This is a genomic window from Pedobacter terrestris, from assembly GCF_052343045.1.
GTDB lineage: Bacteria > Bacteroidota > Bacteroidia > Sphingobacteriales > Sphingobacteriaceae > Pedobacter.
Genome location: NZ_CP180264.1, coordinates 3739657 through 3765799, shown reverse-complemented (window position 1 = coordinate 3765799; position 26143 = coordinate 3739657). Strand labels below are relative to the sequence as shown.

Annotated in this window: 32 protein-coding genes and 1 tRNA gene; 21 read left to right on the top strand and 12 right to left on the bottom strand. The window is 37.4% G+C overall.

The window, feature by feature from the left end:
* Positions 1–18 precede the first annotated feature (18 nt).
* Positions 19–786, top strand: a complete 768-nt coding sequence (locus tag ACJVDH_RS15995) for an SDR family NAD(P)-dependent oxidoreductase (RefSeq protein ID WP_443944408.1) — start codon at positions 19–21, stop codon at positions 784–786.
* A 60-nt stretch (positions 787–846) separates the two neighbouring features.
* Here ACJVDH_RS15995 and ACJVDH_RS15990 read toward each other — a convergent pair whose 3' ends face one another.
* The 4 genes from ACJVDH_RS15990 to ACJVDH_RS15975 all read right to left on the bottom strand — a co-directional run bounded on the left by ACJVDH_RS15990 (position 847) and on the right by ACJVDH_RS15975 (position 3656).
* The gene (locus ACJVDH_RS15990; RefSeq protein ID WP_443944407.1) at positions 847–1473 is read right to left on the bottom strand and encodes a carbonic anhydrase; all 627 of its coding nucleotides are present in this window, start codon (positions 1471–1473) and stop codon (positions 847–849) included.
* Between the two features lie 47 nt (positions 1474–1520).
* The gene (locus tag ACJVDH_RS15985; protein ID WP_443944406.1) at positions 1521–2030 is read right to left on the bottom strand and encodes a flavodoxin family protein; all 510 of its coding nucleotides are present in this window, start codon (positions 2028–2030) and stop codon (positions 1521–1523) included.
* Between the two features lie 60 nt (positions 2031–2090).
* Positions 2091–2711: a hypothetical protein gene (locus ACJVDH_RS15980; protein WP_443944405.1), complete on the bottom strand. Its 621-nt coding sequence runs from the start codon at positions 2709–2711 to the stop codon at positions 2091–2093.
* Between the two features lie 372 nt (positions 2712–3083).
* Positions 3084–3656 (bottom strand): Crp/Fnr family transcriptional regulator, encoded by a 573-nt coding sequence (locus ACJVDH_RS15975; RefSeq protein WP_443944404.1) that lies wholly within the window; start codon positions 3654–3656, stop codon positions 3084–3086.
* Positions 3657–3729: 73 nt separating this feature from the next.
* Between ACJVDH_RS15975 and ACJVDH_RS15970 the strand changes: the two genes are divergently transcribed.
* Both ACJVDH_RS15970 and ACJVDH_RS15965 read left to right on the top strand, forming a co-directional pair.
* Positions 3730–4425, top strand: a complete 696-nt coding sequence (locus tag ACJVDH_RS15970) for an HAD family hydrolase (protein WP_443944403.1) — start codon at positions 3730–3732, stop codon at positions 4423–4425.
* Positions 4422–5072: a CatA-like O-acetyltransferase gene (locus ACJVDH_RS15965; protein WP_443944402.1), complete on the top strand. Its 651-nt coding sequence runs from the start codon at positions 4422–4424 to the stop codon at positions 5070–5072. The genes ACJVDH_RS15970 and ACJVDH_RS15965 overlap by 4 nt, the downstream gene beginning before the upstream one ends.
* Before the next feature lie 240 nt (positions 5073–5312).
* Here ACJVDH_RS15965 and ACJVDH_RS15960 read toward each other — a convergent pair whose 3' ends face one another.
* Positions 5313–5951: an START domain-containing protein gene (locus ACJVDH_RS15960; RefSeq protein WP_443944401.1), complete on the bottom strand. Its 639-nt coding sequence runs from the start codon at positions 5949–5951 to the stop codon at positions 5313–5315.
* A 146-nt stretch (positions 5952–6097) separates the two neighbouring features.
* On the opposite strand from ACJVDH_RS15960, the gene ACJVDH_RS15955 reads away from it, so the two are divergent.
* From ACJVDH_RS15955 to ACJVDH_RS15930, 6 genes are all read left to right on the top strand, one after another.
* Positions 6098–6171, top strand: a tRNA-Ala gene (locus tag ACJVDH_RS15955).
* Between the two features lie 679 nt (positions 6172–6850).
* Positions 6851–7174, top strand: a complete 324-nt coding sequence (locus ACJVDH_RS15950) for a hypothetical protein (RefSeq protein WP_443944400.1) — start codon at positions 6851–6853, stop codon at positions 7172–7174.
* Between the two features lie 28 nt (positions 7175–7202).
* Positions 7203–7655: a hypothetical protein gene (locus ACJVDH_RS15945; RefSeq protein WP_443944399.1), complete on the top strand. Its 453-nt coding sequence runs from the start codon at positions 7203–7205 to the stop codon at positions 7653–7655.
* A 266-nt stretch (positions 7656–7921) separates the two neighbouring features.
* On the top strand, positions 7922–8149 hold the full coding sequence (locus tag ACJVDH_RS15940; RefSeq protein ID WP_443944398.1) for a hypothetical protein: 228 nt from the start codon (positions 7922–7924) through the stop codon (positions 8147–8149).
* A 220-nt stretch (positions 8150–8369) separates the two neighbouring features.
* Entirely contained in the window at positions 8370–9401 is a 1032-nt protein-coding gene (locus ACJVDH_RS15935) for a hypothetical protein (RefSeq protein ID WP_443944397.1), read from the top strand.
* 223 nt (positions 9402–9624) lie between these two features.
* Positions 9625–9849 carry a hypothetical protein gene (locus tag ACJVDH_RS15930; RefSeq protein WP_443944396.1) on the top strand — a complete coding sequence of 75 codons (225 nt, stop codon included), beginning with the start codon at positions 9625–9627 and terminating at the stop codon, positions 9847–9849.
* A gap of 106 nt (positions 9850–9955) precedes the next feature.
* Here the strand turns inward: ACJVDH_RS15930 and ACJVDH_RS15925 are convergent, their stop codons facing one another.
* The 4 genes from ACJVDH_RS15925 to ACJVDH_RS15910 form a co-directional block, all read right to left on the bottom strand.
* Entirely contained in the window at positions 9956–10345 is a 390-nt protein-coding gene (locus ACJVDH_RS15925; protein WP_443944395.1) for a RidA family protein, read from the bottom strand.
* A gap of 94 nt (positions 10346–10439) precedes the next feature.
* Entirely contained in the window at positions 10440–11003 is a 564-nt protein-coding gene (locus ACJVDH_RS15920) for a Crp/Fnr family transcriptional regulator (protein ID WP_443944394.1), read from the bottom strand.
* A gap of 262 nt (positions 11004–11265) precedes the next feature.
* Positions 11266–11532, bottom strand: a complete 267-nt coding sequence (locus ACJVDH_RS15915; RefSeq protein WP_443944393.1) for a hypothetical protein — start codon at positions 11530–11532, stop codon at positions 11266–11268.
* 219 nt (positions 11533–11751) lie between these two features.
* Complete coding sequence (locus tag ACJVDH_RS15910; protein WP_443944392.1) at positions 11752–12564, bottom strand: MOSC domain-containing protein; 813 nt, start codon at positions 12562–12564, stop codon at positions 11752–11754.
* Between the two features lie 249 nt (positions 12565–12813).
* Between ACJVDH_RS15910 and ACJVDH_RS15905 the strand changes: the two genes are divergently transcribed.
* Genes ACJVDH_RS15905 through ACJVDH_RS15890 form a run of 4 tightly spaced genes read left to right on the top strand, consistent with a single transcriptional unit; the run spans position 12814 to position 15741 of the window.
* The gene (locus ACJVDH_RS15905) at positions 12814–13401 is read left to right on the top strand and encodes a hypothetical protein (protein ID WP_443944391.1); all 588 of its coding nucleotides are present in this window, start codon (positions 12814–12816) and stop codon (positions 13399–13401) included.
* Positions 13401–14252, top strand: coding sequence for an ABC transporter ATP-binding protein (locus tag ACJVDH_RS15900; RefSeq protein WP_443944390.1), 852 nt, complete (start codon positions 13401–13403; stop codon positions 14250–14252). Before ACJVDH_RS15905 ends, ACJVDH_RS15900 begins: the two co-directional genes overlap by 1 nt.
* A complete protein-coding gene (locus tag ACJVDH_RS15895) occupies positions 14252–15082 on the top strand; it encodes an ABC transporter permease (RefSeq protein WP_443944389.1) in 831 nt (276 codons plus the stop codon). The genes ACJVDH_RS15900 and ACJVDH_RS15895 overlap by 1 nt, the downstream gene beginning before the upstream one ends.
* Positions 15079–15741: a hypothetical protein gene (locus ACJVDH_RS15890; RefSeq protein ID WP_443944388.1), complete on the top strand. Its 663-nt coding sequence runs from the start codon at positions 15079–15081 to the stop codon at positions 15739–15741. Before ACJVDH_RS15895 ends, ACJVDH_RS15890 begins: the two co-directional genes overlap by 4 nt.
* A 55-nt stretch (positions 15742–15796) precedes the next feature.
* On the opposite strand, the gene ACJVDH_RS15885 is transcribed toward ACJVDH_RS15890, so the two are convergent.
* From ACJVDH_RS15885 to ACJVDH_RS15875, 3 genes are all read right to left on the bottom strand, one after another.
* Complete coding sequence (locus ACJVDH_RS15885) at positions 15797–16378, bottom strand: hypothetical protein (protein ID WP_443944387.1); 582 nt, start codon at positions 16376–16378, stop codon at positions 15797–15799.
* Positions 16379–16527: 149 nt separating this feature from the next.
* Entirely contained in the window at positions 16528–17199 is a 672-nt protein-coding gene (locus ACJVDH_RS15880; protein ID WP_443944386.1) for an SEC-C metal-binding domain-containing protein, read from the bottom strand.
* 150 nt (positions 17200–17349) lie between these two features.
* Entirely contained in the window at positions 17350–17487 is a 138-nt protein-coding gene (locus tag ACJVDH_RS15875; protein WP_443944385.1) for a hypothetical protein, read from the bottom strand.
* 165 nt (positions 17488–17652) lie between these two features.
* On the opposite strand from ACJVDH_RS15875, the gene ACJVDH_RS15870 reads away from it, so the two are divergent.
* The 8 genes from ACJVDH_RS15870 to ACJVDH_RS15835 all read left to right on the top strand — a co-directional run bounded on the left by ACJVDH_RS15870 (position 17653) and on the right by ACJVDH_RS15835 (position 26142).
* The gene (locus tag ACJVDH_RS15870) at positions 17653–19746 is read left to right on the top strand and encodes an FUSC family membrane protein (RefSeq protein WP_443944384.1); all 2094 of its coding nucleotides are present in this window, start codon (positions 17653–17655) and stop codon (positions 19744–19746) included.
* Between the two features lie 288 nt (positions 19747–20034).
* Positions 20035–20532, top strand: a complete 498-nt coding sequence (locus ACJVDH_RS15865; RefSeq protein ID WP_443944383.1) for a phosphoheptose isomerase — start codon at positions 20035–20037, stop codon at positions 20530–20532.
* A gap of 151 nt (positions 20533–20683) precedes the next feature.
* Entirely contained in the window at positions 20684–21415 is a 732-nt protein-coding gene (locus ACJVDH_RS15860) for an acyl-CoA desaturase (protein WP_443944382.1), read from the top strand.
* 183 nt (positions 21416–21598) lie between these two features.
* Positions 21599–21928, top strand: a complete 330-nt coding sequence (locus ACJVDH_RS15855) for a DUF1475 family protein (RefSeq protein ID WP_443944381.1) — start codon at positions 21599–21601, stop codon at positions 21926–21928.
* Between the two features lie 56 nt (positions 21929–21984).
* The gene (locus ACJVDH_RS15850) at positions 21985–22764 is read left to right on the top strand and encodes a DUF1295 domain-containing protein (protein ID WP_443944380.1); all 780 of its coding nucleotides are present in this window, start codon (positions 21985–21987) and stop codon (positions 22762–22764) included.
* Positions 22765–22872: 108 nt separating this feature from the next.
* On the top strand, positions 22873–23901 hold the full coding sequence (locus ACJVDH_RS15845; protein ID WP_443944379.1) for an SAM-dependent methyltransferase: 1029 nt from the start codon (positions 22873–22875) through the stop codon (positions 23899–23901).
* A gap of 60 nt (positions 23902–23961) precedes the next feature.
* Positions 23962–25209, top strand: a complete 1248-nt coding sequence (locus tag ACJVDH_RS15840; protein WP_443944378.1) for an NAD(P)/FAD-dependent oxidoreductase — start codon at positions 23962–23964, stop codon at positions 25207–25209.
* Between the two features lie 96 nt (positions 25210–25305).
* The gene (locus ACJVDH_RS15835; RefSeq protein ID WP_443944377.1) at positions 25306–26142 is read left to right on the top strand and encodes a DUF1365 domain-containing protein; all 837 of its coding nucleotides are present in this window, start codon (positions 25306–25308) and stop codon (positions 26140–26142) included.
* The last annotated feature ends 1 nt before the right edge of the window (position 26143 follow it).

Sequence of the window (26143 nt, the reverse complement as noted above, 5' to 3'; positions counted from 1 at the left end):
TAACCTAACCAAATAAAAATGTCGTCAACTCAATTTGATTTAAGTGGAAAAACAGCACTGGTTACAGGCTGTAAAAGAGGAATTGGAAAAGCCATGGCACTTGCACTGGCAGAAGCCGGGGCAGATATTATAGGCGTTTCTGCAAGCCTGGAATTGCAGGATAGCGAAATAGAACAAGAAGTATTTGCTTTAGGTCGGAAGTTTTACGCGTACCAATGTAATTTTGGCAAGCGCGAAGATACTTTATTGTTTGCAAAACAAGTTAAACAAGATCACCCAGTGATTGATATTCTGGTAAACAATGCAGGTACAATATTGAGAAAACCTATTGCAGAACATCCTGATGAGTATTGGGACGAAGTAATTGCTGTAAACCAAACCGCACCATTTATACTTACACGTGAAATTGGGCGTGCTATGGTTGAACGCGGAAGCGGAAAAGTAATTTTCACCGCTTCATTACTTTCATTTCAAGGCGGAATTACTGTGCCTGGTTATGCGGCAAGTAAAGGCGCAATATCTTCTTTAACAAAAGCTTTTGCCAATGAATGGGCATCAAAAGGCATCAATGTAAATGCCATTGCGCCCGGTTATATTGCAACGGATAATACAACCGCTTTGCGTGCGGATGAAGATCGCAGTAAATCTATTTTAGATCGTATTCCGGCGGGAAGATGGGGAACGCCCGAAGATTTTAAAGGACCTACACTATTTCTGGCATCAAAAGCTGCCGATTATGTGCATGGAACGATTTTAACGGTTGATGGTGGTTGGATGGGCCGCTAAATCTAATTTACGATAGAAAAGAAAAATCCGGATTCTGCGTAGAATCCGGATTTTTTAGTTTTAGTACAGTTTGTATATTTCTGTGATGTCTTTAAGAATGGCATCAAAATCAATTTTCAGATCGATTAATTTACCGGTATGAATATCGAAAACCCAACCATGTACAGTTAAGCCTCTTTTGACAACGGCCTCTTGAACAGCGGCAGTTTTAAGCAGGTTTACACATTGTTCCTGAACATTAAGTTCTACAAGCCTGTTGTATCTTTTATCTTCATCTTCAATGGCGTTAAGTTCATCGCGGTGCAGGCGATACACATCGCGTATGTTTCTTAACCAAGGGTTTAAAATGCCCATATCTGCCGGTTGCATAGCCGCTTTTACACCACCACAATTGTAGTGTCCGCAAACTACAACGTGGTTTACTTTTAAGTGTCTGACTGCATAATTCAATACAGTCATTACACTCAAATCCACATTATTAACCAAATTGGCCACATTGCGGTGTACAAAAGCTTGTCCGGGTTGTATTCCCATTAGGTCTTCTGCTGTAACGCGACTGTCAGAACAACCGATATATAAAAATTCAGGACTTTGACCTTTAGATAATTCAGTAAAATAATCTGGAGCAATAGCCAATTTATCGCTTATCCATTTTTCATTGTTTTTGAATACTTCTTCTACTTTCATGTGTTGTATTTTTAAGTATAATTTATGTTCAATTGAGGTTAAAAGTGCTAATCAGCACTAAAACTAAAAAAAGATTTTCGCATTTCTGCGATTTCTTCGTTGCCAGGTGTTTTATCCGAATTGAAATATAAATGCCCGCGATATTGCATATCCAGATAGTTTGCAGTCATGAAAAAAGGAGTGGTAAAACCGTCAGGCAGATCACCATCGGTACCAACAGCAATGAGCTGCATAGATTTACCTTTAAGATTGCGGCCAATTTCGGTATTGCTGCTTACCCAATCTGTAATTCTGTCGAAAAAATTCTTCAACTTTCCACTCATTGAGTACCAATAAACCGGTGTGGCAAAAATTATGTGCTGATGAAATAAAAGCTCTTTCCCAAACTGTTCAAACTGATCTTCCGGTGTATAATTGTTTTCGTAAGAATAGGGCAGAAGGTAGTGTTCTGCCAGATTCAAAATCTTACAAGGAACGCCTTCGGTTAGTCGGCCAACAATTTTTTGGGTATTCCCGTTTAAGCGCGCGCTTCCATTAACAATCAAGATCTCGGACATTACATTTCATGTTTACATCCTCAAACAAGATAAGCCGGTAAAAGTTTAAACGATTAAGATTTAGGCTGCTACAACCGCTTTTCTCAAAATGGTTTCTTTTGGTTTGCGGTTAATGTGTGCAGGCAATTCATCCAGATTATACAATTTAGATAAACATTCGCCCATAATGTTTTTATGGTTATACCAAATGTTTTCCATACCGAAATAACATAAACCACCACACAATTCGGTCACAATAGCAGCAAATAATGTGGCATGTTTGTTCTCAAATGCATCTCCGGGGAAATATTTAATGGTGAGTACTTTATTGTAGTTTTTTAACTGATTTTCTATTGCCGCATCTAAAGGAATAGCTTCATATTTAACCTTTTTCTTCTTTTTAAAAAGTTTTTGAATGAAGGTTTGTTGTACAACTTTTTTCTTAAAAAGACTTCTTTTAAACGCTTTAAGATCAAAAGGCTTATTGTATACGTTAAAACTACGATTGATGTCTTTATCCCTGAAAAGTTCTAAAGAAGGGTTTTCCCATTGGAAAACAATTGGTAAAAAACCATTGGGATTTTTAAAAGAGAAAACGGGATTGATTTCCTTAACGGTTTCATGTTCATTCAAACGATCAAAAATTTGGGGAATCAAATCGTCAGTTAATGAATTGTAGTATATGTTAATTGATTTACTCATCGTTTCATATTTTGGTAACAGCAAATAATGTAGTATTAACCATTGCTCATATTGTTAATACACTATTCTAATTAGTTTTTTTTCAGTGTGTTGGAATGTAAGCGCACTGAAATGCCTCAAGTAGATTATGAAATACGGGATGACTTTTAACACTTTGAGAGGTTAAACTAAAATTGTTCAAAGATGATTAAAATACGTACCATATTCAAATTTTTTCCAATTGAAAACGAAAAAAATAGGTGAAACGCGACATGGCAAGCGAAAGAAAAACATTAATACTGTTTTAATCTGTTGATTGTTAGTGTTTTATTTTTTAAGATTTAAGACGGATTTGTTGATAAAAACTACTGTTTTTTTAACTTGGTGTAGATTCTACACCCTAACTGGAAGTTGTTTGAGTGCCCTATTCAAACTACGCAAAGAGATGCCTAGATAGGCAGCCATGTCCTCTTTAGAAATGGGAACACGTACGTCTGCCTGTAGTTGAAGCAGCTTCTGTAAGCCATATTCTAACGTGTAAGATTGTTGAAAAGATGCACGCGTGCTCGTTTGAATAATGCGCGTGGAAAGCTCTTGCAACAAAATACGGCAGAAGGCTATGTTCTCTTCTACCAGTTTAATGAAAAAATGATCTGGAATTACGTAGGCTTTTACCGGCGTAATGGTTTCTACATTGCACAAACATTCAATTTTTTTAATGGCTTCCAGTTCGCCGGCAATTTCGCCTTTACCCAGAAATTCTACAATAAAATCACGCCCGTTTTCTTCTGAAATAAAACATTTGGTCATTCCTTCCTTAATAATGTAGATGTTTCGGATGTTTTCGCCTTGTTCAATAAAACGGTATCCCGAAGGAAAATCTTTTAGTAAAATAATATGGTCTTCGTTTTCCTGAAGGAAATAATTTTCAATGAATGAAAGGAAATCAAGGTTGGTGCGTAACATATTTTTCAATTCGGACAAATGTCCTTTCCGGCGCAAAACTATTCCGGTACTTTTGTGGCATAAAAGTAAACAAATGATGGAAAATATCCGCGTAATTGCTTTCGATGCAGACGATACACTTTGGGTAAATGAGCCATACTTTCGTGAAACGGAAACCAAATTTGCCGAATTGCTGGAAGATTTCCTCCCACAACACAGTACTATTGCAGAATTGTATAAAACCGAAATTGCCAATCTGCCACTTTATGGCTATGGGATTAAAGGTTTTATGTTGAGTATGGTAGAAACCGTTTTGCGCATTACCGATGGAAATATCCGTGCCGATGTAATCGCTCAGGTCATTAATTTGGGGCAGGAAATGCTGAATAAATCCATAGAACTTTTGGATGATGTAGAAAAAGTACTGCAGGCTTTAAATGGTCAATACCGTTTGGTGGTGGCAACAAAAGGCGATTTGCTTGATCAGGAACGTAAGTTGAAAAAGTCGGGACTTGATCATTATTTCCATCATATCGAAATTATGAGCGATAAAAAAGAGCAGGATTATCTGAAATTACTGAAACACCTGGATTGTGCACCAGAACATTTTCTAATGATAGGAAATTCTTTGAAATCTGATGTTCTTCCGGTATTGAATATTGGTGGTACAGCAGTACACGTACCTTACCATACAACCTGGGTACACGAACATATAGACCACACGATTGAACATCAAAACTTTTATGAAGTGGAAAAACTGGCAGATTTGCTGCCCGAATTAATTAGATGAGAAAAAAAATAGATATAAACACCTGGGTCAGAAAAGACCATTTTAATTTCTTCAATACGTTTGAGGAACCCTTTTTCGGTATTACCATTGCTTTAGATTGTACAGAAACCTATCGCGAAGCGAAAGAGAAACAAGTTTCATTCTTCTTATTGTATTTACATAAGTCGCTGCAAGCTGCAAATGAAATCGAAAATTTCCGGTATCGGATTCTGGAAGGCGAAGTTTGGATGTATAACGATGTGCATGCAGCTACAACGGTAAACAGACCAGACGGTACTTTTGGATTTGGCTATCTGGATTTCAATCCTGATTTTGAACAATTCAACCAGACTGCTACCGCAGAAATGGAAAAAGTACGCAATTCAACCGGATTAATCCCTTCGGCTGCAGGCGACAATGTAATCCATTATTCGGCTTTGCCGTGGCTTAATTTTCAATCTTTATCTCATGCCAGACGCTTTTCCATTCACGATAGCTGCCCGAAAATTTCATTTGGAAAAGTAGAAGAACGCGACAATAGAAAATGGATGACAATTTCTATCCATGTTAATCATGCTTTAGTTGATGGTTTTCATGTTTCGCAATTTGTAGAACGTTATCAGCAACTGCTAAATGCGCATGCGGTAAATAAGCTACAATTAATTTAATACTTATTTAACACCGGGCTGTTATTTTAGGCTATGTTTCTAGCCGTGATCATCATCCCCACCTACATACTTGGCATTATAGCGATGTTTTATATGGATTCGCTGTTTAAGGCCTGTATGTTTGTCGTTTTGCTGCTCATTGCCACCTTCATTTTATTTCTCTTTATTCGGTATCCATTGCCTTCCGCTTTGTCGGTTTGCTGTTTAATTGCGCTGTTTACGGTGAACCTTAAAATCTGATTATTTTACAATAAAAGGCAATACGGCGTTTCGATACTTCGGTAACTCAACTTGTGTTTTTAATTTCTGAATCACATGCAGCGGACCTTCTGTAGCGAAGAGATTAATCAACCACGTTGGGATACTACCTCCCGGATCTACTTGTATCGTATATTCAATTTTAGATTTTGACGCTGCCAATGGTGTGATGATCCATTTGCCTACAGATGAACGGATTCTGACAACGCCTTTTTTCTCCGGAATGAAATCTGCTTCTACAGGTCCGTCAATGGTGACAACTTTGCTTAGCGGGTTTTGGTGTACTTTTAAGTGCGAAATAAAATCGCGGTTTTCTAGCGGCCAGGGCAAATTGACTTCAGAATAGTAATAAAGTTCTGTTGGCGATACTTGTTTTAACAAGTAAGATGACTTTGTTTCGTAAACCCAGTCGGCGCCAGAATTTACATCAATGATAAGCGCGGTAATTTGTGTTGCAGTTGCATCTACCGTACATAAAACACGTACAGCCTTTAGTTTTGAATTTGGTAAAATGCCTGTATAAATTTGTATGCCGTCTTTTTCTGTACTCAGTTTCCAGTTTGTTTGTGCTTGCACCGCAAAACAACAGCAAAAAAGGACAATAAAGGCGAGGGATTTCATGTGAATAAGGGATGTTGAAAGCCGCAAAGGTAACCTAATCTGGCTTGTTTTCTGTGCATAACGGGGCGCAAAAAAAAATATTCAGCAATTTTGACTTTAATTTGGTATACAGGAACTAATTGCTATTTTTGCCATACCTTACAAAAGGGGGATTAGCTCATTTGGCTAGAGCGCTTCGCTGGCAGTGAAGAGGTGATCGGTTCGAATCCGATATTCTCCACCCTTATTTAAAGCCCCATTAGGGGCTTTTTTTGTGTTCTGACAGCATTGAACAGTGTTTTTTAAATTTTGTTTTGACTTACTGTAGCATAGTTTAATTAAAAACTTATCTCAACTTATTCGATTTTTTCATACTATTGTCCGACTAAAATCTGACCATGAAAACTAATGTAGATTTTCCTCGACTCTCTCATCTTCAAATTGTAATTAATAGAATATCGAACTGAATCTCAGAATTGTTTTTATTTTCTCTATTGTTGGTATACGTGTTTTGAGCGTGGCGATTCCGGCACGATTTCTTAACCGGGGAAGTTAAACATAACGGAAGTGTGTTAAGAGGATGTGTCTTTAACTGATTGATATTTAATTATTTATATTTTCGTAATGCGCGTATGGTTTATTCTTTTAAGAACCTGTGATTTTTAAAATGTGCTGCGATAAGTTGATTCCCGAAAAAACTGGAAATTACCCAGATTGACCCAAAAAAGGCTAGTTGGTTACCCTTTGTTAACCTTTTTATTACCTATTCATTACCCCTTAGGTAACCAATAGGTAAACAAGGGGTAAACAAAGGGTAATGTTGGTGTAAACCTGGTATCAACCAGGTCTAAGAATAAACACGCGTTCTTTTGAACAAGAGTTTGATAAATTTTCTTTGGACTTGAGTACCCGCATTGCGCTTGCAGTCACGAAATCCATCCCTTGTTCAATCCGGCAACTTCATTAAAGAAATTTACGATGGTACCGGAACATCAGGTAACACCATCGGCATTCAAGAACGCTGCAAAAAATCAATCTTTGATTATCAATACGCACTTGAAGATTCGGATGGTACGATAAAGAAAACCAAAAAGAAAAATGAAACTACTGGCGTAACTTATGAAGAGTTTGGCCACGCCAGTGATGCAAATCACTATATTATTACGACAGCTTTTGCTGGGGAGCATAAAATATTCTTAAGCAAAAAGAAATCTAGTATTGGGGTTCTGAGTGGGATTCGGTAAATCACTAAATTTAGTGTGATCTTTATAAATGTCAAAAGTTAACTTCTCAAAAAAAGAATTAGTTCTACAATTAAAAAAGCAACTTTCCGCTATTGAAGATATTTGTGAGATGTATGATAAGGGCAATAAAACATATCTTGCTCAGGATTTAGCTGTAAAAATTAGAGTAATATTTCACAATACTTCAAATTCAAAGAGCTTAATGCATTTATTGAAACTAAACCACATAAGTATGTTTTGCACCTGCACTTCATACGATCCTAAAAACCAAATTAAAACACATTTAGGGTTAGCAAATTTAACTCATCAGGTTGGCTATGGATGGGATTACGGTTGTGACTTAAAACTCGCTAGGGCAACAAAGGTTAGTATTGAAAACTGGTGGAATAGTAAAAAAATAATAGTGGATTCAGAAGGTAATATTTTACTAGATCTAAAATTATTAAAGCCATCGCGAACAAGGATGGTGGTGCTCACGTAGACGATGGACTTGATCGTGACTATTACGATTTAACGAGGGCAAAAACTTCTGGATGGGTAGTTAAAACAAACGATGGAAATGAAAAACAACTAAACCCAGTTCCACCATCCATCCGACAAATGGCATACGAATTACTGGAAAGTTTTAGAAATATTTCAATTTATAATGAAAGCAAATTATTTGATACAGATAAATAAAATTACTAACTCCCTTTAATAAACCAAAAATAAGAACCCTCATAACCTACAAGGCTAAATTTGTAGTATATGGAATTATCTACCCTTACCAACCTTCTTTCTGATCCAAAAACGCTTATTGAAAAGATCCGTGACGCAAGACCTGACGAGGATTTACCGTCTATTCAGCCTGAAGATCATGAGGTGATGCAGAAGTCCGAGAGGCCAGACAGGGAGGTACAAAACGTTAAGGAGGTTGATGGAGTAGAAACCACACAATGGGGGGATGCTTTACAATATGTTCAAGCATACAGTTAAGTCTAACAAGCTTGAGTATCTGGATAAGACAGTTGTCAGATTGATGGGCACGTATAAGTGTTGTGCTGAAGTTTGGTTTAGTGAAGATTGTGATTCTTTTCATTGAATTTCTAATTCACGCGTGTGCCAAATGCCGCTAAAAATTAATATCTCTCAAAAGAAGACGATCTTCCTTTTAATTATTTGTTATTTTACAGATATAAAATCTAAATCGTTCATTATGCCTCAAATCAAATACATTATACCGCTGGTATTCGTAATACTCATTAACCTGGGTTGCAATGCAAAAAAACAGGAAACTTATTGGAAAATCAGTAGCATATATCGGGAAGATAAAAAACCTTTTATTGGATTAACCTCGGCAAATATGGATGAAATTGTCGATTTCAATTTTCACTTCATAAAAAGAAATGACAGCTTGTTTTTTGATTTGCCGGAAAAATTTACTGTAGATGCTAAAGACCTCAAAAATTTGAAACAGCTAAAAATTTTCGGTAAAGACTATTATGAAATGTACGAATCTACTTTTTCGGGAGATCGTTTTCAAATTAAGTTTAAGGATAATGCAACCTCTTCACCATCAAAAAATACAATTATAGAATTTGCTAGGATCTCGAAAGAAAAATATGAAAGCGATATTCAGGAAGAGATAAAAGAGCAAAAGGAAATTGTGGCAAAAATAAACAAGTTGAGAGATGAGCTGCAGCAGAAACCACAAATGGTGATAACGCCTGTTAAAAAACTATCCTTAAAAACAGATACATTCATAAACAATAGGGGTGAGGAAATCAGACTGAATATCCCGCAGGAAATAAAAATAAAGGAGTCTGGAGATATCAAAACCGAGAAATTCGATAAAATTATCATAGGAACCTTTAAGGATAATTCCGTTGTTTACGATTTAAAACATCCGGAACAGAATTACGGATTGAAACAGCTTACCGTTTATATTTCTACGGATTCAAATGCTTTTAGCATGGATCGCTATATTGCTGATCATCCAAATTTCGTATTGTTAAAACAAGAAAAAGATAAGCTCTTAGGGTACCACCTAAGCTTTGACGAGGAAACTAAACAAGCCATGATCCTATCCTTTTTCTATCTAAAATACTACAAGGTAGATCAGTCACACGTTTTCTTGTACGCAGATGTTTACCGCTCGCAAATGAAAGGATTTCCTAATGAACAGGAAATGAATAAAATCATAAATTTTAACTACTTAATTGGAGAAAACATATCGGTTGATCGATAGAAGTTCTTCCCGCTTCGGTGATGTAAAATCTAAAGCTAAATTGTGCTGTTGATCCGTTTTGTTGAATTTATTGGTTGCTCAAAAGGGGATAGGAAGCGCCCATAAAATCATAAACTTATGAGGAAATTAAGAAGAGAGTTGAGGCTTAGCTTTCAGGATTAATCCTCATTTCTTAAAACTTTACAAGTTAAAATGTGTAGTTTTAAGTATAACATCTCCGCTTATGAATGTATTTGAAATAACAACAACCGCCCAGAAGATTGAAAATTATCTGTTAGAACGCCCAAATGCAACAGATACTGTAGAAGGAATCCACAATTGGTGGATCAACAGTTTAGGTACAATTTCTGCAACCAAAAGTGCATTGGAACAATTGGAAGAAGACGGTACAGTTGAGCAATATAAAATTGGCAATAGCGTAGTTTGGCGTCGTAAAAGATTTAGCTAAAATCAGAACTCAGGTCCGAAATAAATTTTTTAATGCAGAAGGCCATTCCAGTAATTTGTTGAAAGACTTTCTGCATGTAGTTTAGCGCGCGAACGATTTGTGGATTCTAACGCACAACGGTTGCTTCCAGCTCAACTTGTAAAGTTTCAAAAAGTGTTTTCACTTCCATTACCGTTGTAGCTTGTTGTACACCATTTGCAATTACCCAGTTTTGCAGTAAGGAAAAATGTTCAAAAAAGGCTTCCGTATTGGTATGAAAAACATTTAGTCTTACAATATTTTTAGTCTCATAACCCGCATCGGTAATAACCTTATGCAGGTTTTGAATGGCTTCTTTCAGTTGAATGCCCATATCTGCATTGCTTGATATTCCATCAGCGCTAATCGCGGTTTGTCCGGAACAATACAATGTGCCCTTAACATCTGTTACTTCAACCGCTTGCACATAATTTCTATGGTCTTGCCATTTCCAGGGATTAATTGCTCTTTTTTCCATTGTTATCTGATTAAATTTTGAATAACAAAGTTGAAGAAAACCGTTCTTTCCTGCTGTTGATCATCCGCACAAATTTCATGTGCGCTTTGTCACTTCAACCAGAAAAACGACTTAAGGTTTCTCTTGACACACCCAGATAAGCGGCCAAAAGCGATTTAGGAACACGCTGAACCAACTGCGGATATTGTTGTAACAATTGATTGTAGCGCTCTTTCGCGTTAGATGTAAGCAGAGATAAAATCCGGCGTTGTGCCGCAATATTTCCAAAATGGGCTTTTTCGAGAAAAAAAGCTTCAACTTTTTGCAGTTCGGCACAAAGTTTCCGATAGTTGGCCAACGTTATGCACAGCACTTCGGTATCTTCAATACACTCTAAAGATAAAGTTGCTTTTGTTTCCGTCAGGTAGGCATAAAAATCACTTTCCCACCAATCTTCCATCGCGAAAGAAACGATATGACTTTTGCCAGAATCGTCATAATGTACCAATTTGGTTAATCCCGAAAGGATAAAATAGGAATAAGCAACGGGCTCTCCTTCCTGAATGATAAACTGATGTTTCTTATATTTCTTAGGGATGAAATGGCTTTCTACAAATGCAAATTCTGCATCGCTCAAATGCGTTGTTTTTTCTATATGTTTCCTAAGTAAATCTGACATGGATGTAAAGCATTACGAAGGTACACTTTGATTTGCGAAAAATCCGGAAATGAGACATTGCAATTCATCAGCCTAAACTTATTTCAGGTTAGTTGGCTAAAAAATTTGTAATCCACAATAGAAAAACCTTCAGGAACACTGAAGGTTTAAAGAGGTGATGAGCATTAAACATCTGCGGGATCAAGTTTTTTATTGATTTCGATAGAAAAATCGATGTTTGCCTGATCTGTTTTAATCGAGGCTTCTTCTGCATCATCTTTTTTCATGCGAAAAATTGTTTTTTAGGCGGTTCTGTCATACCTTTTTTATTGCAGTAGGTTTGCTCGTACAGAAGGAAACCTGCCTTTGTGACTTTGACATTTACACAAGAGTTTTTGGGTACTTTTACTTTAAGTGAGCCAGTGCCTAAGCTCTGGCCATCAACAATAATTTTTGCATCGGCTTCAGAAGCCGAAACTTCAACCGTTTGTGCGTAAGCAGAAATTTGCGCCACAAACAGGCACAACAAAAATGTCAGTTTAGTTTTCATTTATAAATCGTTTAAAATGTTTTCCGATCCTTATAAATCCATATTCAATGTTTAGCAGAGAAATTAGGTTCATAATAATGGTTTGGTTTCGGTATTGCCGTGTGCGCTATACCACTTATCTGCCGTCGAAAGTCGGGTTTTAGACTTTGGAGATCAATACCCTAAATGGAGTATTTTGTATAAGAGACAGTTGATTTTTGTTAAAGAAATTTTTTCCTGTTAAACTTTCCAGGTGTCGATTTTCAGTTCATCGCCAACGCGAAGTATTCCATTGCCGTGGTGAAGCAAATTTTGGCCGAACATCACTTTTTTATTTATGGTTCTATATGTGGCCAGTGTTTTTAGTGGTTCGGCACTTTTAACAGCACTTTCCTGATTTACTGTAATCAATACACAACGTGCACAAGGTTTTACAGCAGAGAAATGAATTTCACCAATTGAGAAATCTCGAAAAGAATCTTCAATATGTGGATCTCCGCCGGTAAATACCAAATTTGGGCGGAAACGATTCATCAAAACAGGTTTCGCCAAACGTTCATTAAGTCCATTTAAAGAGGATTGGCCAATTAACAAAGTTGGGTAACCATCGGCAAAGCTCACAATTTCTTGTTTTAGCGCATATCTGTGATCAACTTCTCTTCTTTCAAATTCAGGCATTTTTACTAGCCGAACCGGCATTTGCAAAACTTCTGTAAACCATAAACTAACTGCCGCATTTACTTCAAACGCATTGCAGTAATCGTCCCAGATATTTACGGCGATTGGCAGCTGGAGTTGCTCGTCCAAACCGAAAGAAATTTGTTTTCCCGTTGTGGTTTGTTGTACGGTGATCTGGGTTTCTGTTAGGCTCACTTTCAGAAGAGAAAGTAGTGGATATTTGCGTTGCGTGATAAAAACACCTTCAGGGTCAATAAGCATCCAACGCCTGTCGTATTGCAGTCCGCGCGCTTCCATCCAAGCTTCACCAAGTGAAATTCCGCCTAATGATTTAATAGGATAAATGTAAATTTCTGAGAGATAAAAACGATTCACACAGTAAAGATATAGAATGAAACGATTAGTAGATGCGGTTTTTGTATCATTAGAATATTCTCTCGAGAAAGATCTTTTAAATGAGTAAGATTTTCTTTAAAATTCTATGCTGATCCGATCAGAAATATAATGCTTATATTGCATCACATTCTCCCTATTCCGTAAAATTCATGATATGGTTGCCGTTTTGCAAACGGTAAAAAGCATAAACAGTATATTAGCAAATTCACAAAACAGATAGCGTATTACATGCAGGTAAGGAGCCCAAGAGATACAGAGCAGAGCGAAGTTGATTTTCAAAGAATACCCAAACAGCCCGGTATTTGGGTTTCTTATTGGAATGTTGGGATTCTATTGCACCTATCGGTGATTATTTTTGTTCTCGAATCCTGGTTTTACTGGACAAAACTCCGCGATGCATATTATGCAGAAAGTATTGTGTTTGCCATTTTCTGGTTCGGATCTGTTTTATTCGCTTTTAGTCACATTTTTCTGGTTATTATGGATGCCTGGTCCAGGTTTCAGAATTATAAACGCATTAAAGACAATTTATACGTACATGGCTTTAGTCCTAAAATTGCCTATCCATATATGGGTTCAAAATGCCAGCGTACTGCTTTTTTGGTTGCTGCAAAAGAATTGGGTATGGAGAAAGAAGTACTCAACTTCTACGAAAGGATTGGCATAAAATGGTATCATTTTATTCCGAAATTTATGATTCAGGATCCGTGGTTTCTGTTTCGCAAATCTTTCGTTTCGCGTACTTTTCTTGAAAAATATTACCGTCCTAAGTTTGATTTTCATCAACCTTATATTCACTATAAAATCGCCCAGTAATGCTTTCCGGAAAAAATTTAAGCAAGAGTTATCCATCAGGTAAAGTATTGAACAATGTTTCTATTGATATTGCTGCAGGTCAGATTTGTGGTTTGCTTGGGCGAAATGGAGCGGGTAAAACGACCTTGTTTCGCATTTTATGCGGTTTGGTAAAAGCTGATGAAGGTAAAGTAACTATACAATCGCAACGGCAAAAACCTGTAGGCGGAATTATAGAACGGCCGGGTTTGTACAATTATTTAAGTGCACAAGATAACCTCAAAATTTTTGCCGGCATTCAAGGTGCGCCAACAGACCGCCAGTTTATCGCGCAAACGCTTACCAAAGTAGGTTTGCCAGTTGATCGGAAAGATCCCGTCCGGAATTTTAGCCTCGGAATGAAACAACGTCTGGGAATTGCAATCGCATTAATTAACCAGCCAGAATGCCTGGTGCTGGACGAACCTTTTTCAGGTTTAGATCCAATTGGTGTTTCATCACTCATAACATTAATTACCAAACTTGCCACAGAAGATAATATTGCCATTTTGCTTTCCTCACATCTTATGGGCGAAATTACCAGATGTTGCAATTTCATTTATGTAATTGAAAAAGGAGAAATTGTAAATGCAGGCTCAACGAGTGAGCTTATTGCCCAACACATCACCAGTTATAGTATTATGGCCAGAAATATTGTTGGTGCAAAGTCGCTACAGAATTATGCGGTAGAATATGGGTTGAGCGATGCAAAAGTAAGCTGCAAAGCAGATGAAATTCCGGCTTTACTTCATGCTTTGCTTGCAGAAGGAATTGCTGTAACAGGTTGTACGCCAATTATTACTTTAGAAGAACTTACGAAAACCGAACATTAATGAAACGTCTTCTGGCAGCAGAATTTTTAAAACTCATCAAGCAAAGCAAAACCTATTATGCGTTTGCCGCAATATTAATTATAGAACTGCTTATCTTATTTACCGCGTATTACCAGGGAAGTACCATTTTAGATTTACTGCTGGATAACCTGAAACAATCTTTTTATTTTGAAGGAAATCTGTTGAACGGGAACCTGATGATGTACATTGTGCTCAATTCACTCTGGTTTAATTTACCCCTTATTTTGATGATTGTGACATCTGGCTTGGTCACAGATGAGTACAAAGATGGCACCATGCAAACGATTATGCTACAAGCCGTAAAAAAATGGAAATTTATGGCTGCAAAATACATTACAGCCATACTTTTTACTTTTTTTGTTCTGGCATTTATGATGCTCAGCACGTTTGTTCTGGCCTATTCTATTTTTGGTAATGGAGATCTTGTAGTGTATTTGGGTACACTAAACTTCTTTAAATCTGCAGATGCCTTTAACCGAATTTGCTGGGCATTTGCATCTGGCACAATTTCTATGGTTTTTTATTCTGTTATAAGTCTTTCTTTGGCAGTTTTTATTAAAGAAGCGTCCAAAACATGGATTGCCTCTGCACTTTTTTTAATCATCACCACCTTGCTGCTCAAAGTTGATTTCGGAATTGCACTGCTGAATGATTTCTTTTTTCCTAAACTGATTGATTCCTGGCAACAGCTTTTCGATTACCAGCCAGATTGGGCACAAATTATCGTGAATAACGCGGTTCTCATTTTATATACACTGGGTTTTGGTGGCCTGGGTATCTTTGTATTTCATAAAAACGATATCGGATGATCCGGAAATTATTTATCTTATTCTTATTTATTCCGCAACTTATTTTTGCCCAGCAGATTGACAAAGATTTGCAGGCGATAAAAAACCGGATGGATTCTGTGAAACAGTTTTCAGCAAATATCATTTTGGATTTGGATGTGCCCTTTATAAAAATGCCAACCAAACGTGCGCAGGTTAAATATGCTACAGGCAAGAAGATGGAGTTTGCCTCAAAAGATTTTGTTATGCTGCCCAAACGCGGATTGGATTTCTCGCTCTCAGAAATTTTTAAATATCCATTTATTACTGTAGATAGAGGAACAGAAGTGCGCAATGGCAGAAACCTGAAAGTAATTAACGTAATACCCACCACCAATCAATCTGAGATGGCTTTGGCTACGCTTTATATGGACACGAAACTTGTGCGCATTGCGGAGTTAGAAATTACTACAAAAAAAGAGGGTTCTTACACTTTGGCTATGAGGTACGCGACGCTTAAAGATATTTTACCCAATTACGTAGAAGCTGGTTTTGCTATAGAGAAACTAAAAATTCCTTTAAATTTTATGGGAAAGGGAACTGCAATAGATCGGAAAAAGATGCGCAGTATGGAAACGAAAAAAGGGAAGATTAAAATGCAGATTAAAGATTATTCCATAACGATGAAATCAGGGAAATAAGCTTACAAAATTAAAAAGCCGGACCAAATGATCCGGCTTTTTAATTTGGACGAAATTAATTCAGGTCGCTCTTAATTTTTTTGGCTGTGCGTTGTCCGGGTAAATAAATCTGAAAGCCAAATGATAAATTCAGATTGCTTTGGGTTGTGGCGCTGCCGAAACCAACTAAGCCGTTGTATTTAAGTAAAGTCTCCAGTCCGATATTCGGCGTTACGAAATAGGCAAAACCTGGACCTATACTTAAATTTAGTCCGTTAGTGTTACCGCCGCCACGACTTACATTTACGCCACCAATGCCTGCAGTTGCCTCGGCGAAGAATCTTCCGTGTTTTACAATTTCAACATCTTTACCGGTGTAATATCTGCCCAAGGCGCCAACTCCATAACTGGTTGTGGTTGCAGAGTTTTTTGCCGTTTCCAGGCCAAAGTTTACATAAGCACCAACTGCTACATTATCCTGAACAAACCATGCGGCTGTTGGCGTAATGTCTACACTAAAAATCTTCGGATCATCCAGTCCAAGGTTAATGTTTGTCAGGTTTCCCCCAACCATAACATTTCCTTTTTGGATCTGGGCATTCGCCGCGCCAATCATTAATGCTGCTGAAAATAAAGTAGAAATAAAAATCTTTTTCATGATAAATATTATATAAGTATGTGAAACCTGATAACATAATCACATCATGAAAGTTTGAGGAATACACGCCAGTTGCATCCATTTGGCCTTTTTTTATGTAAACAACACTTCTTAAGGCGCAAAATACAGTAGCTATGAAACGTTTAAATTTATGTTGACGGCAACGAACTATTTTTTTTGTGAAGAGATATTGCAGCAGCCAGATCAGCATTCGCTTGCAGGCCTATCAATTTTCCGTGGCAGTTTTTATATGTTTTTGAGGCACCACAAATGCAAGGCGCTCCAGAACGGCCTCCGTTGGCAATGTATGCATTAAAATCTGTGCGTGCTTGTTCGTATTGATTAATATAAGGGATAATGTAAGGCGGAACCTGAACTTCATCGTCATTAATGCGATTCCCTAAGCGGTAAAGCTTTTCGCAAACTTCATGAATACGGATGAAATCATCAATAAGCGGATCATTTGATGCGTTAACCAAAACAATATCCAAATGACCATTGAACTCAAAATTTTGCGGTATGAACATTACCTGTTGAAAAGGAATGTTTCGCGGCGTAATATCAATCAGATCACCATCAGGATTTTCCCATACGGCGTGCTGTTCTGCCTCGTATAAAAGTTCTGTTTTTAAAACGACCCAGCCGAGGTGAATGTTGCCTCCATCGCGCTTTACTTTCTCTTCTACATTGCAAAAACAATTGGATGGTTTTGAAAAATTTTCAATGCGTACAGGAATTATTTCAGGATCAAATTCAGCATTAATTTTGTCCAATATCTGTTCTACAAATACATCAATCTCATTCGGACTGGTCACTATCATAATCGTTTATCGGCTAATCTTGTCGTCTAAAGTAAGGATATCTAACGATTGTCCAAAAAAATAATCGAAGCTGGAGCGATAAATGGGAGAATTTATGGGTGCGATCTATAAAAAAGGATGATGTTATACATCAGTAAAAAAGAAAACTTATTAATTCCGCCGACCTCTATCCGAACCTCTGTTTTCTTTTTTCGGCGATTTTTTTCCGCCATTTCCTTGTCTGCCAGCAAAACATCCGCTAAACAGTAGAGCTGCAACCAGGCAAGCCATTACATACATATTTTTCATAATATTTTATTTTCAGAAAATGATCAATTTGGGTGCCAAGAACTGTCTTTAAGTTGTGTTTAGGGCCTTTTTTGTGGTTTTCTATAATGCCAGTTATTCTTGCTAAGAGTTGATGATTTTTTCTTTAAAGAGCATATCCATAATATTTCATTAATTTTGCAATCCATGTCTGTCGCCAATAAAAATTATCCTTTAGCCAAAAATTTCATTAACAAAGTTTGGACAAAAGTAGTACAGCGTTTGTTTAGTGAATATTTTACAGACGGAATCAGAAACACGCTGGCTATTGTCGTTCCGGTATCGTTACTTTTTTATTTTCACTTTCCTTTAATGGCAGTTGGCGTAGGCGTAGGAACTTTGCTAATTGGACTAACGGATTTGCCCGGAAATAGAGGCGATAAATTTCGGAGTGCTGTAATAAGCATCGTACTTTTTCTACTGGTTTCGTTAATTACTACGTTCACTTTACCTATTCCGCTTATTGCAGCATGTTGCATTGTGGTATTCACTTTCGTTTTCGCCATGTTTGGTGTATTGGGTGCGAGGCTTGGATTGATTGGTTTAATGAGTACGGTTCTGGCCATCTTTATTTTGGGTTTGCGGCCCGCCAATCCTTTATTGTTTACTTTTTACATTTTGTTGGGCAGTATTTGGTACTACCTGATCAGTTTGGTTCAAGTTTGGATCTGGCCTTATCGCTCTATTCACCATGCGATATTCGAATGTTTAAGCGGAACTGCAGCTTTACTCCGCGTACGAGAGAAAGCATATAATCCGCAGGTTGAACTGGATGATTTTGAAGAGCAAAATATTCTGTTGCACCTGAAATTAAATGCCCGGCAAGAGTTAATGCGCAATTTATTGCTGCGGGATAAATTGTCTATGCGCGGTGATAATGAAACGGGAAAACGTTTGCTACGCGTTGGGCAAGATACGATAGATTTATACGAACAAGTGGCGGCGATACATCACGATTATGCACAACTTAGAAAAGTACTTAGCGATGTAAAAGCTTTGCATCTGGTGCGTAAAATGATTGCCGAACTGGCAGATGCTTTAGACCGTTGCAGTACGCGTTTTTTAAACCCGAAAAAATCCAGCTTACCCATATTATCTGCAGAGTTTGAGACAAGTCGCAGTGCTTTTATGGCAATTGTTTCCGGCAAACATTTTTCTTTGTTAAAAAACATTCAGGAAAACCTGGATAATATTGTCTTGTTGGTGCGGCAATTAGACGAACCAGTTACGGATACACGGGCGCAAGACAATTTAGAAAACGAGGTTGATTACAGGGATTTTCTATCAGAACAAAACTTCTCCTGGTCTACAGTTAAGCCACAATTTTCGCTAGAGATGCCAACATTCAGGTTTGCATTAAGGTTGTCTGTTTTATGCCTTATTGCCGTAGTTTTAAACCGTTGGCTGCCCTCTACACATTACACTTACTGGCTTTTATTAACCATTATGATTGTAAACAGGCCAAGTTTTGGTTTAACACACAAGCGCAATGGCCAGCGTTTGAGAGGTACACTTTTGGGTTTGTTAACAGGTGTTTTGCTGGTGTATGTTTTACCAGGCGAGGTGCCACAATTGTGGATCGGAGTATTGGCTCTACTTGGTTTTTTTATTTTTAATCGTACGCAATATACTTTTAGTGTGGTTTGTGTAACCGTAATGGTGGTTTTATGTTTAAATGTTTATCGGGGAGATCTGTTACTAATCATTGGCGACCGGCTAATTTTTACCGTTCTGGGTTGTGTACTTTCTTTTGCGGCTGCATTTCTCTTTCCAATCTGGGAAACCCCGAGATTAAAAAAACTGATTCGCGCTACCGTTTCTGCAAATCGCGATTACTTACTTAGAGTGATGGAGGCAGAAGATGAAAAAGACATTCATCAGGTAAGGTTGGCCAGAAAGGCTGCGTATTTACAATTTGCCGCACTGGCAGAAGCTATACAATCGTTAAAAAAAGAACCGCATTCTTCTAAGGTAGATATTAGAAGTTTGTTGCACATTCAACGGATTTGCTACCAAATTAACGGGCACATTGCGGCGCTTTCTCTACAGGTTAAAATGCGGGAATCAGATGATTGGAAAGAGAACTTAAATACAGTACTGCAACATTTACAGCAGTATATTGATAACTGGGAAAAACTAAATTTTGAAAACCAAATTAATGAATTTTCCTACAATGAAGAAGAAAAACCAGAACAATTACTTTTAGTACTGAGCAAGGAACTTCATCAATATTTTACGTGATAAAAATTTGAATGATAAGTTGAAAGTACACCTAAACGATAATTGATTAAGTTTAGGCTACTGCGTGTAAAATGTGGATGTGTTAAACAGATGTTTCGCTCTAAGTACTGGCACAGCTGTTCAGTGTCTACGCTTTTAAAAGTATTCCGGATAGTGCAGGAAAAAATAAAATTCTTAGGTGTCTTTTTTTAATTTATTAGCGTTATTTTTGCCCGAATTGTTAAACCCCTTGGAGAAATTAAATAGCCCAAAACCTTAAATAACCATTAGAAAATAGAGATTTTACCGATGATGAACGATAAAAAAGAAATATTCGAAAGCGTTGCCCAACGTTTAAACATTGAAGGCTTTAACGTTGTAAACCGCGATGAAACCCGCCCATGGGGAGGTTTTTTTGTAATTGATGAGGAACAGGCTCAACAATTTGCAGATACTTATTTTGACGGATTAAACGTAGAAGATCTTAAAATTGGTGGCAAATTAAGTCCTAAAATTCTAATTGTTGCACCTAACACACGTTTATCCTGGCAATACCACCACCGCAGAGCAGAAATCTGGCAAGTGGTTAACGGTACTGTAGGGATCAAAACAAGTGAAACTGATGAAGAAGGTGAAGTGAAAACTTATGGTCCGAAAGACCAGATCAAATTGCAACAAGGCGAACGTCACCGTTTAATCGGTTTAGAAGATTGGGGCGTTGTAGCCGAAATCTGGCAACATACAGATGCTTCAAACCCGTCAGATGAAAGTGATATTGTACGCGTACAAGACGATTTCGGAAGATAGTACGTTATAATACATAAGAAAGCAGGCACGGCAGAAAATCTGTCGTGCCTCTTTTTAAATCGTTCTGGCAATTGGGGGTAATTGCCAGCAAAAGACGATACAGGAAAACTGAACGGGTAGAAAAACCGTTTATACTTATACAAAAACACACATGGTAATTTTAATTTTTTTCTTGGCACACTGGTTTCTATCTCTGTTTAGCCAAACCTTTTTTTTACATCGGTATTCATCGCATAAGATGTTTAAAATGGAGCCATTCTGGGAAAAATTCTTTTACCTTGTTTTGCTTTTCTCTCAGGGATCATCTTTTTTAAATCCGAGAGCTTATGCAATTTTACACCGTATGCACCACGCATATAGCGATACCGAAAAAGATCCGCATTCTCCACATTTCTTTAAAGATGTATTTGGAATGATGATCGCTACAAAAAACATGTACATGAACTATCTGCATTTTAAGATAGAGCCAGAACCTGCTTTTCGCGGCAATTATCCTGAGTGGCCTTTAATAGATCGTATTGGCGATTCCTGGATCTGGAGAATTGGATGTGGTTTGTTTTACATTGGTTTTTACGTTGCTTTTGCCAATTACTGGTGGATGTATTTGCTTTTGCCTGTTCATTTTTTAATGGGACCGTTGCACGGTGCAATTGTAAACTGGTGTGGGCATAAGTACGGTTATTCTAACCACGATAATGAAGACCATAGTAAAAACTCTTTACCGTGGGATTTCCTTTTGATGGGCGAGTTGTTTCAGAACAACCACCACAAGAAACCGAACAGCCCAAATTTTGCTACTAAATGGTGGGAGTTTGATCCAACGTATCCGGTAATGAAAGTGTTGCACTGGATGCGCATTATAAAAATCAGAAAAATACAGTAGGTTTTTAAACGCTCTGGCTTTTACCTAAAAGAGCCGGAGTTTTGTTTTTTAAACCCGATTGTACCAAAAGCCCCAATTTTTATTGGGCTTGTAGGGAAAGCGGGGCAAATTTGCCGATTAAGGAGAAACCTGATTTTCGAATACGATTGTTATAAATGAATTTCATATAATCCCCATTTTGTTATGATTACATCTCTAAAAGTAATTTTTTCCGCCCTTTTCCTGTTTATGTGTTACAAAGTGATTGCGACCAGTTTAGAAAGCAATCTGTTTGAACAATGGGATTTTCTAGGCAGCATTCCTTGGATGCGCGCCACCCTTTGGGATTTTTATGCCAACATCTTCATGATCAGTCTTTGGATGTTTTATAAAGAGAAAAACGTTTTCGCTAAAATCGTTTGGCTAATTTTATTCGTATGTCTGGGTAGCATTGGCACTTTGGGCTATGTTTTGTTGAAACTCTTCAAACTAAAACATGGCGAAGGTGTTGAAGACTTGCTGGCTAAGGTTTAGGGTGTTGGGTTAGTGCAGCTTTGCCAGCAGTTTCCAATGTTTTAAATCAGAAAATTATGCCATTTTATATTGCGCTTCTTTCATTAATTGCATGCTGCTTAATTATGTTTTTGGTTTGGTTATGGGCCAAAAAAATCAATAATGCCGGTATTGTAGATGTTTTTTGGGCACTCAATTTCCCCGTAATCACTTTAATCACATTTTTCCTGTCGGATGGTTTTGAACTGCGAAAGCTGCTGATTTGCGGTATGTTTTTATTGGCCGAATTGCGCCTGGGCTTACACCTTTGGCAACGTGTTATTGGCCATATTGATGAAGAAGAAGGGCGATACAAACAATTGCGAAGCGAGTGGGGCGAAAAGGCCGACCGAAATTTCTTTTGGTTTTTCCAGTTTCAGGCCATTTCTAATGTCATTCTGGCCATTCCTTTTTTTATTATAACGGCCAATACAGATCCGCAAATTTCTGTTTGGGAGATTGCAGGTTTAATCATTTGGACCATTGCTTTTATTGGTGAGATGATTGCCGACAGGCAACTCGCGGCATTTAAGAAAAACCCAGACAATAAAGGGAAGGTTTGCCAAACTGGGCTCTGGTATTACAGTCGCCACCCAAATTATTTTTTTGAATGGCTTGGCTGGATGGCTTATTTTATTTTCGCTTTGTCTTCTCCGTGGGGAATTTTGGCAGTGGTTAGTCCGGCTATAATTTATTATTTACTTACTCGCGTTACCGGTGTGCCAAATAATGAAGAGCAAAACCTTAGAAGTAAGCCAGATGCGTATAAAGAATACCAGCGAAGTACAAGTGCTTTTTTTCCCTGGGCTAAAAAATAGCATAACAAAGCCCTGGATGCAAAAATCCAGAGCTCTGCATCTCACGTACATTAGCCAGTTTACAATAATTAAACTCTTTTTTCCATTCCATTTTTACGACTCAATTTTATGTGGTACGATAAACTTTTAGAAAACGATAAACTTCCTGATGCAGCGCTGCGTATGGGAATCCGTAAATTACTTAAACAACGTTTAGAGGATGAAACTCTGGGCAATGAAGAATTGCAACAAGAGAAGTTTATGGATTTGATTGCAGAGCTAAAATCTTCCGATATCGCTGTAAATACAGCGGATGCAAATGAGCAGCATTACGAATTGCCGACTGAATTTTTCCAGTATTGTTTGGGGAAAAATTTAAAGTACAGCAGCGGTTACTGGAAGGCCGGCGTAAAAGATATCGATACATCTGAAGATGATATGCTTGCGTTAACCTGTAAAAGAGCCGATTTGCAAAACGGACAAAATGTATTGGAATTGGGTTGCGGCTGGGGTTCTCTGTCGTTGTACATGTCTGCAAAATTTCCTTCAAGTACTTTTACCGTTGTATCCAACTCTGCAACACAGAAACTTTATATTGATAACGCAGCAAAACAACGCGGCATACAAAACTTAACTGTGCTTACCGCAGATATGAATACGTTCAGCATTGCCGATAAGTTTGATCGTGTGGTATCTGTAGAAATGTTTGAACACATGCGCAATTACCAATTGTTGCTGGCAAAAGTAAATGGTTTTTTAAAACCCGATGGCAAATTGTTCGTACATATTTTTACGCATAAAACACTTGCGTACAAGTTTGAAGTAATTGATGAAACCGATTGGATGAGCAAATATTTTTTTACTGGCGGTATTATGCCTTCTAACCATTTGTTTTTCTATTTTAATGACGATTTAAAAATTGATCAACATTGGGTAGTTAACGGAACAAATTACGGTAAAACATCTGAAGCCTGGTTAAGCAATATGGATAAGCACAGAAAAGAAATTATGCCTATTCTTGAAAATACCTATGGCAAAGAACAGGCCGTAAAATGGTGGGTATATTGGCGTTTGTTTTATCTTTCTTGTGCCGAGTTGTTTAACTACAATAAAGGAAACGAATGGATGGTGTGTCATTATTTATTTAGCAAAAAGTAGAGACGAAAGCGAAAGGTTAAGTCTTTTTACATCTAATTTCTCAAATTTCCATTTCGAAACATGAAAACAATTGCCATAATAGGTTCAGGAATTGCAGGAATGGGTTGCGCCCATTTGTTACAGCATAAATATGAAATTACAGTTTTTGAAGAGCTGGATTACATTGGCGGGCATACCAATACCATCACTTTAGAAGAAGACGGAAAACCAATTTATCTGGATTCTGGATTTATGGTTTTTAATTACGAAACGTATCCAAACCTGTGTAAATTATTTAAAGAAATTGATGCACCGGTAATGAAAACCGATATGTCTTTCAGCGTACAATATCTGCCAAAAAAGCTTGAATATAGCGGTTCTAGTTTAAATCATCTGTTCGCTCAGCGCAAGAATATTTTCAATATTTCTTATTTGAAGATGTTGATGCAGATTAACCGGTTTAACCAACAAAGCGTAGAAATTTTAGATAAACCGGAATATCAGGATTATTCTGTGGGCCAGTTTTTTAAAAAATTTGGCTACAGTGAAGATATGTTGTGGCAATACTTGATTCCGATGAGTGCTGCAGTTTGGAGTGCGCCTATGGAGCAGATTTTAGATTTTCCGGCTGTAACACTAATCCGGTTTTTTAAAAATCATGGCTTTTTAGGTTTAAATACACAACACCAGTGGTATACACTAAAAAATGGAAGTCAGTCTTACCGCGAAAAACTAATTGCACCGTTTAAACACAAAATCAGAACCAACAGTAAAGTAATTTCTGTTAAAAGATTAGACAACGGCAAAGTTGAGGTGCAAACCATTAAAGGCGAAACCTTACAGTTTGATCAGGTAATTATGGCCAGTCACGCTGATCAAACCTTTCAAATTGTACAAGATAAAACAGCTCTGGAAAACGCATTATTATCCAAGTTTAAATATCAATTAAACAAAGCTGTGGTGCATACCGATGAAGCACAGATGCCAAAAGCCAGATTGGCCTGGAGTAGCTGGAATTATCGCGTAGAAAAAAATGGCGAACAACTTTTGCCAAGCACCATTTATTGGATGAATAGTTTGCAAGGCGTATCAGAAAAAACAAATTATTTTGTTTCTATAAACCCAAGCGAAAGTATTAATCCGGAAAAAGTAATTAAAGAAATTGATTACCACCATCCCTTATTTGATGTTCCGGCAATGCAGGCACAAGAGGATTTACATAAATTAAACGAAAACGGCCCAGTATATTACTGCGGAAGTTATTTTAAATATGGCTTTCATGAAGATGCCTATAAAAGTGCGGTAGATTTGTGCCAAACCTTGTTGTAATGCCTCAACTTGTCTTCATAAAAACCAGAACAGCTTTCAGTACATTTCTTAATATAGATTCAAAAACGTAAATTAAACTGTTTCTAATGCATCCCCATGTTTGCCAAAAGCTCTACTAAACCAGATTTACAATCGTCTATATACGTTGCCAAGGTAATGCATCATCGCCTTGCGCCCAAAAAGCATTCGTTCTGGTACAGGGTTTACATGTTTTATATTGATTTGGATGAACTGGAAGTTTTGGACAAAAAAATACGGCTATTTAGTTTAAACGGTTTCAATCTTTTTTCTTTCAGAGATGCAGAACATTTGCAGCTTCCTAAGGAAAAGCCAGACAAGAGCAAAAATACGCGCCAGCATTTGATCAATTATTTGAAGGAAAATGGAGTTGATGGCGCCAATCTTCACATTAAATTATTAACCAATCTGAATGTTTTGGGGTATAACTTTAACCCGGTTTCATTTTATTTTTGCTTTGATGCGCAAGATCAGATTGTTTGTTGTGTAGCAGAAATCAGCAATACCTATCGCGAAATGAAATTGTTTTTCTTTGGAAAGGACGATTTACACAATAATCAGTTTAAAAAAATTGTGACCAAATATTTTTATGTTTCGCCATTTATTGATCATGATGATGCATTCGATTTCAAACTAACTGTGCCCAATGATATTTTGGATATACAGATTGATGATCTGGACAAACAAGGTAAACGATTTTTTATCAGCACCTTAAAAGGAAAACAAGTGGCGCTTACAAACGCAGCATTGCTTCGGTATTTTATGGCTATCCCACTTATTCCATTACAGGTTATGGCAATGATTCATTGGCAGGCATTAAGGTTGTGGCTTAAAAAAATCCATTTTCACAAAAAAGGCGAAAACCCAGAGCTGCAACGCAACGTATATAAACCATATAAAAACAACCACGCTTAAT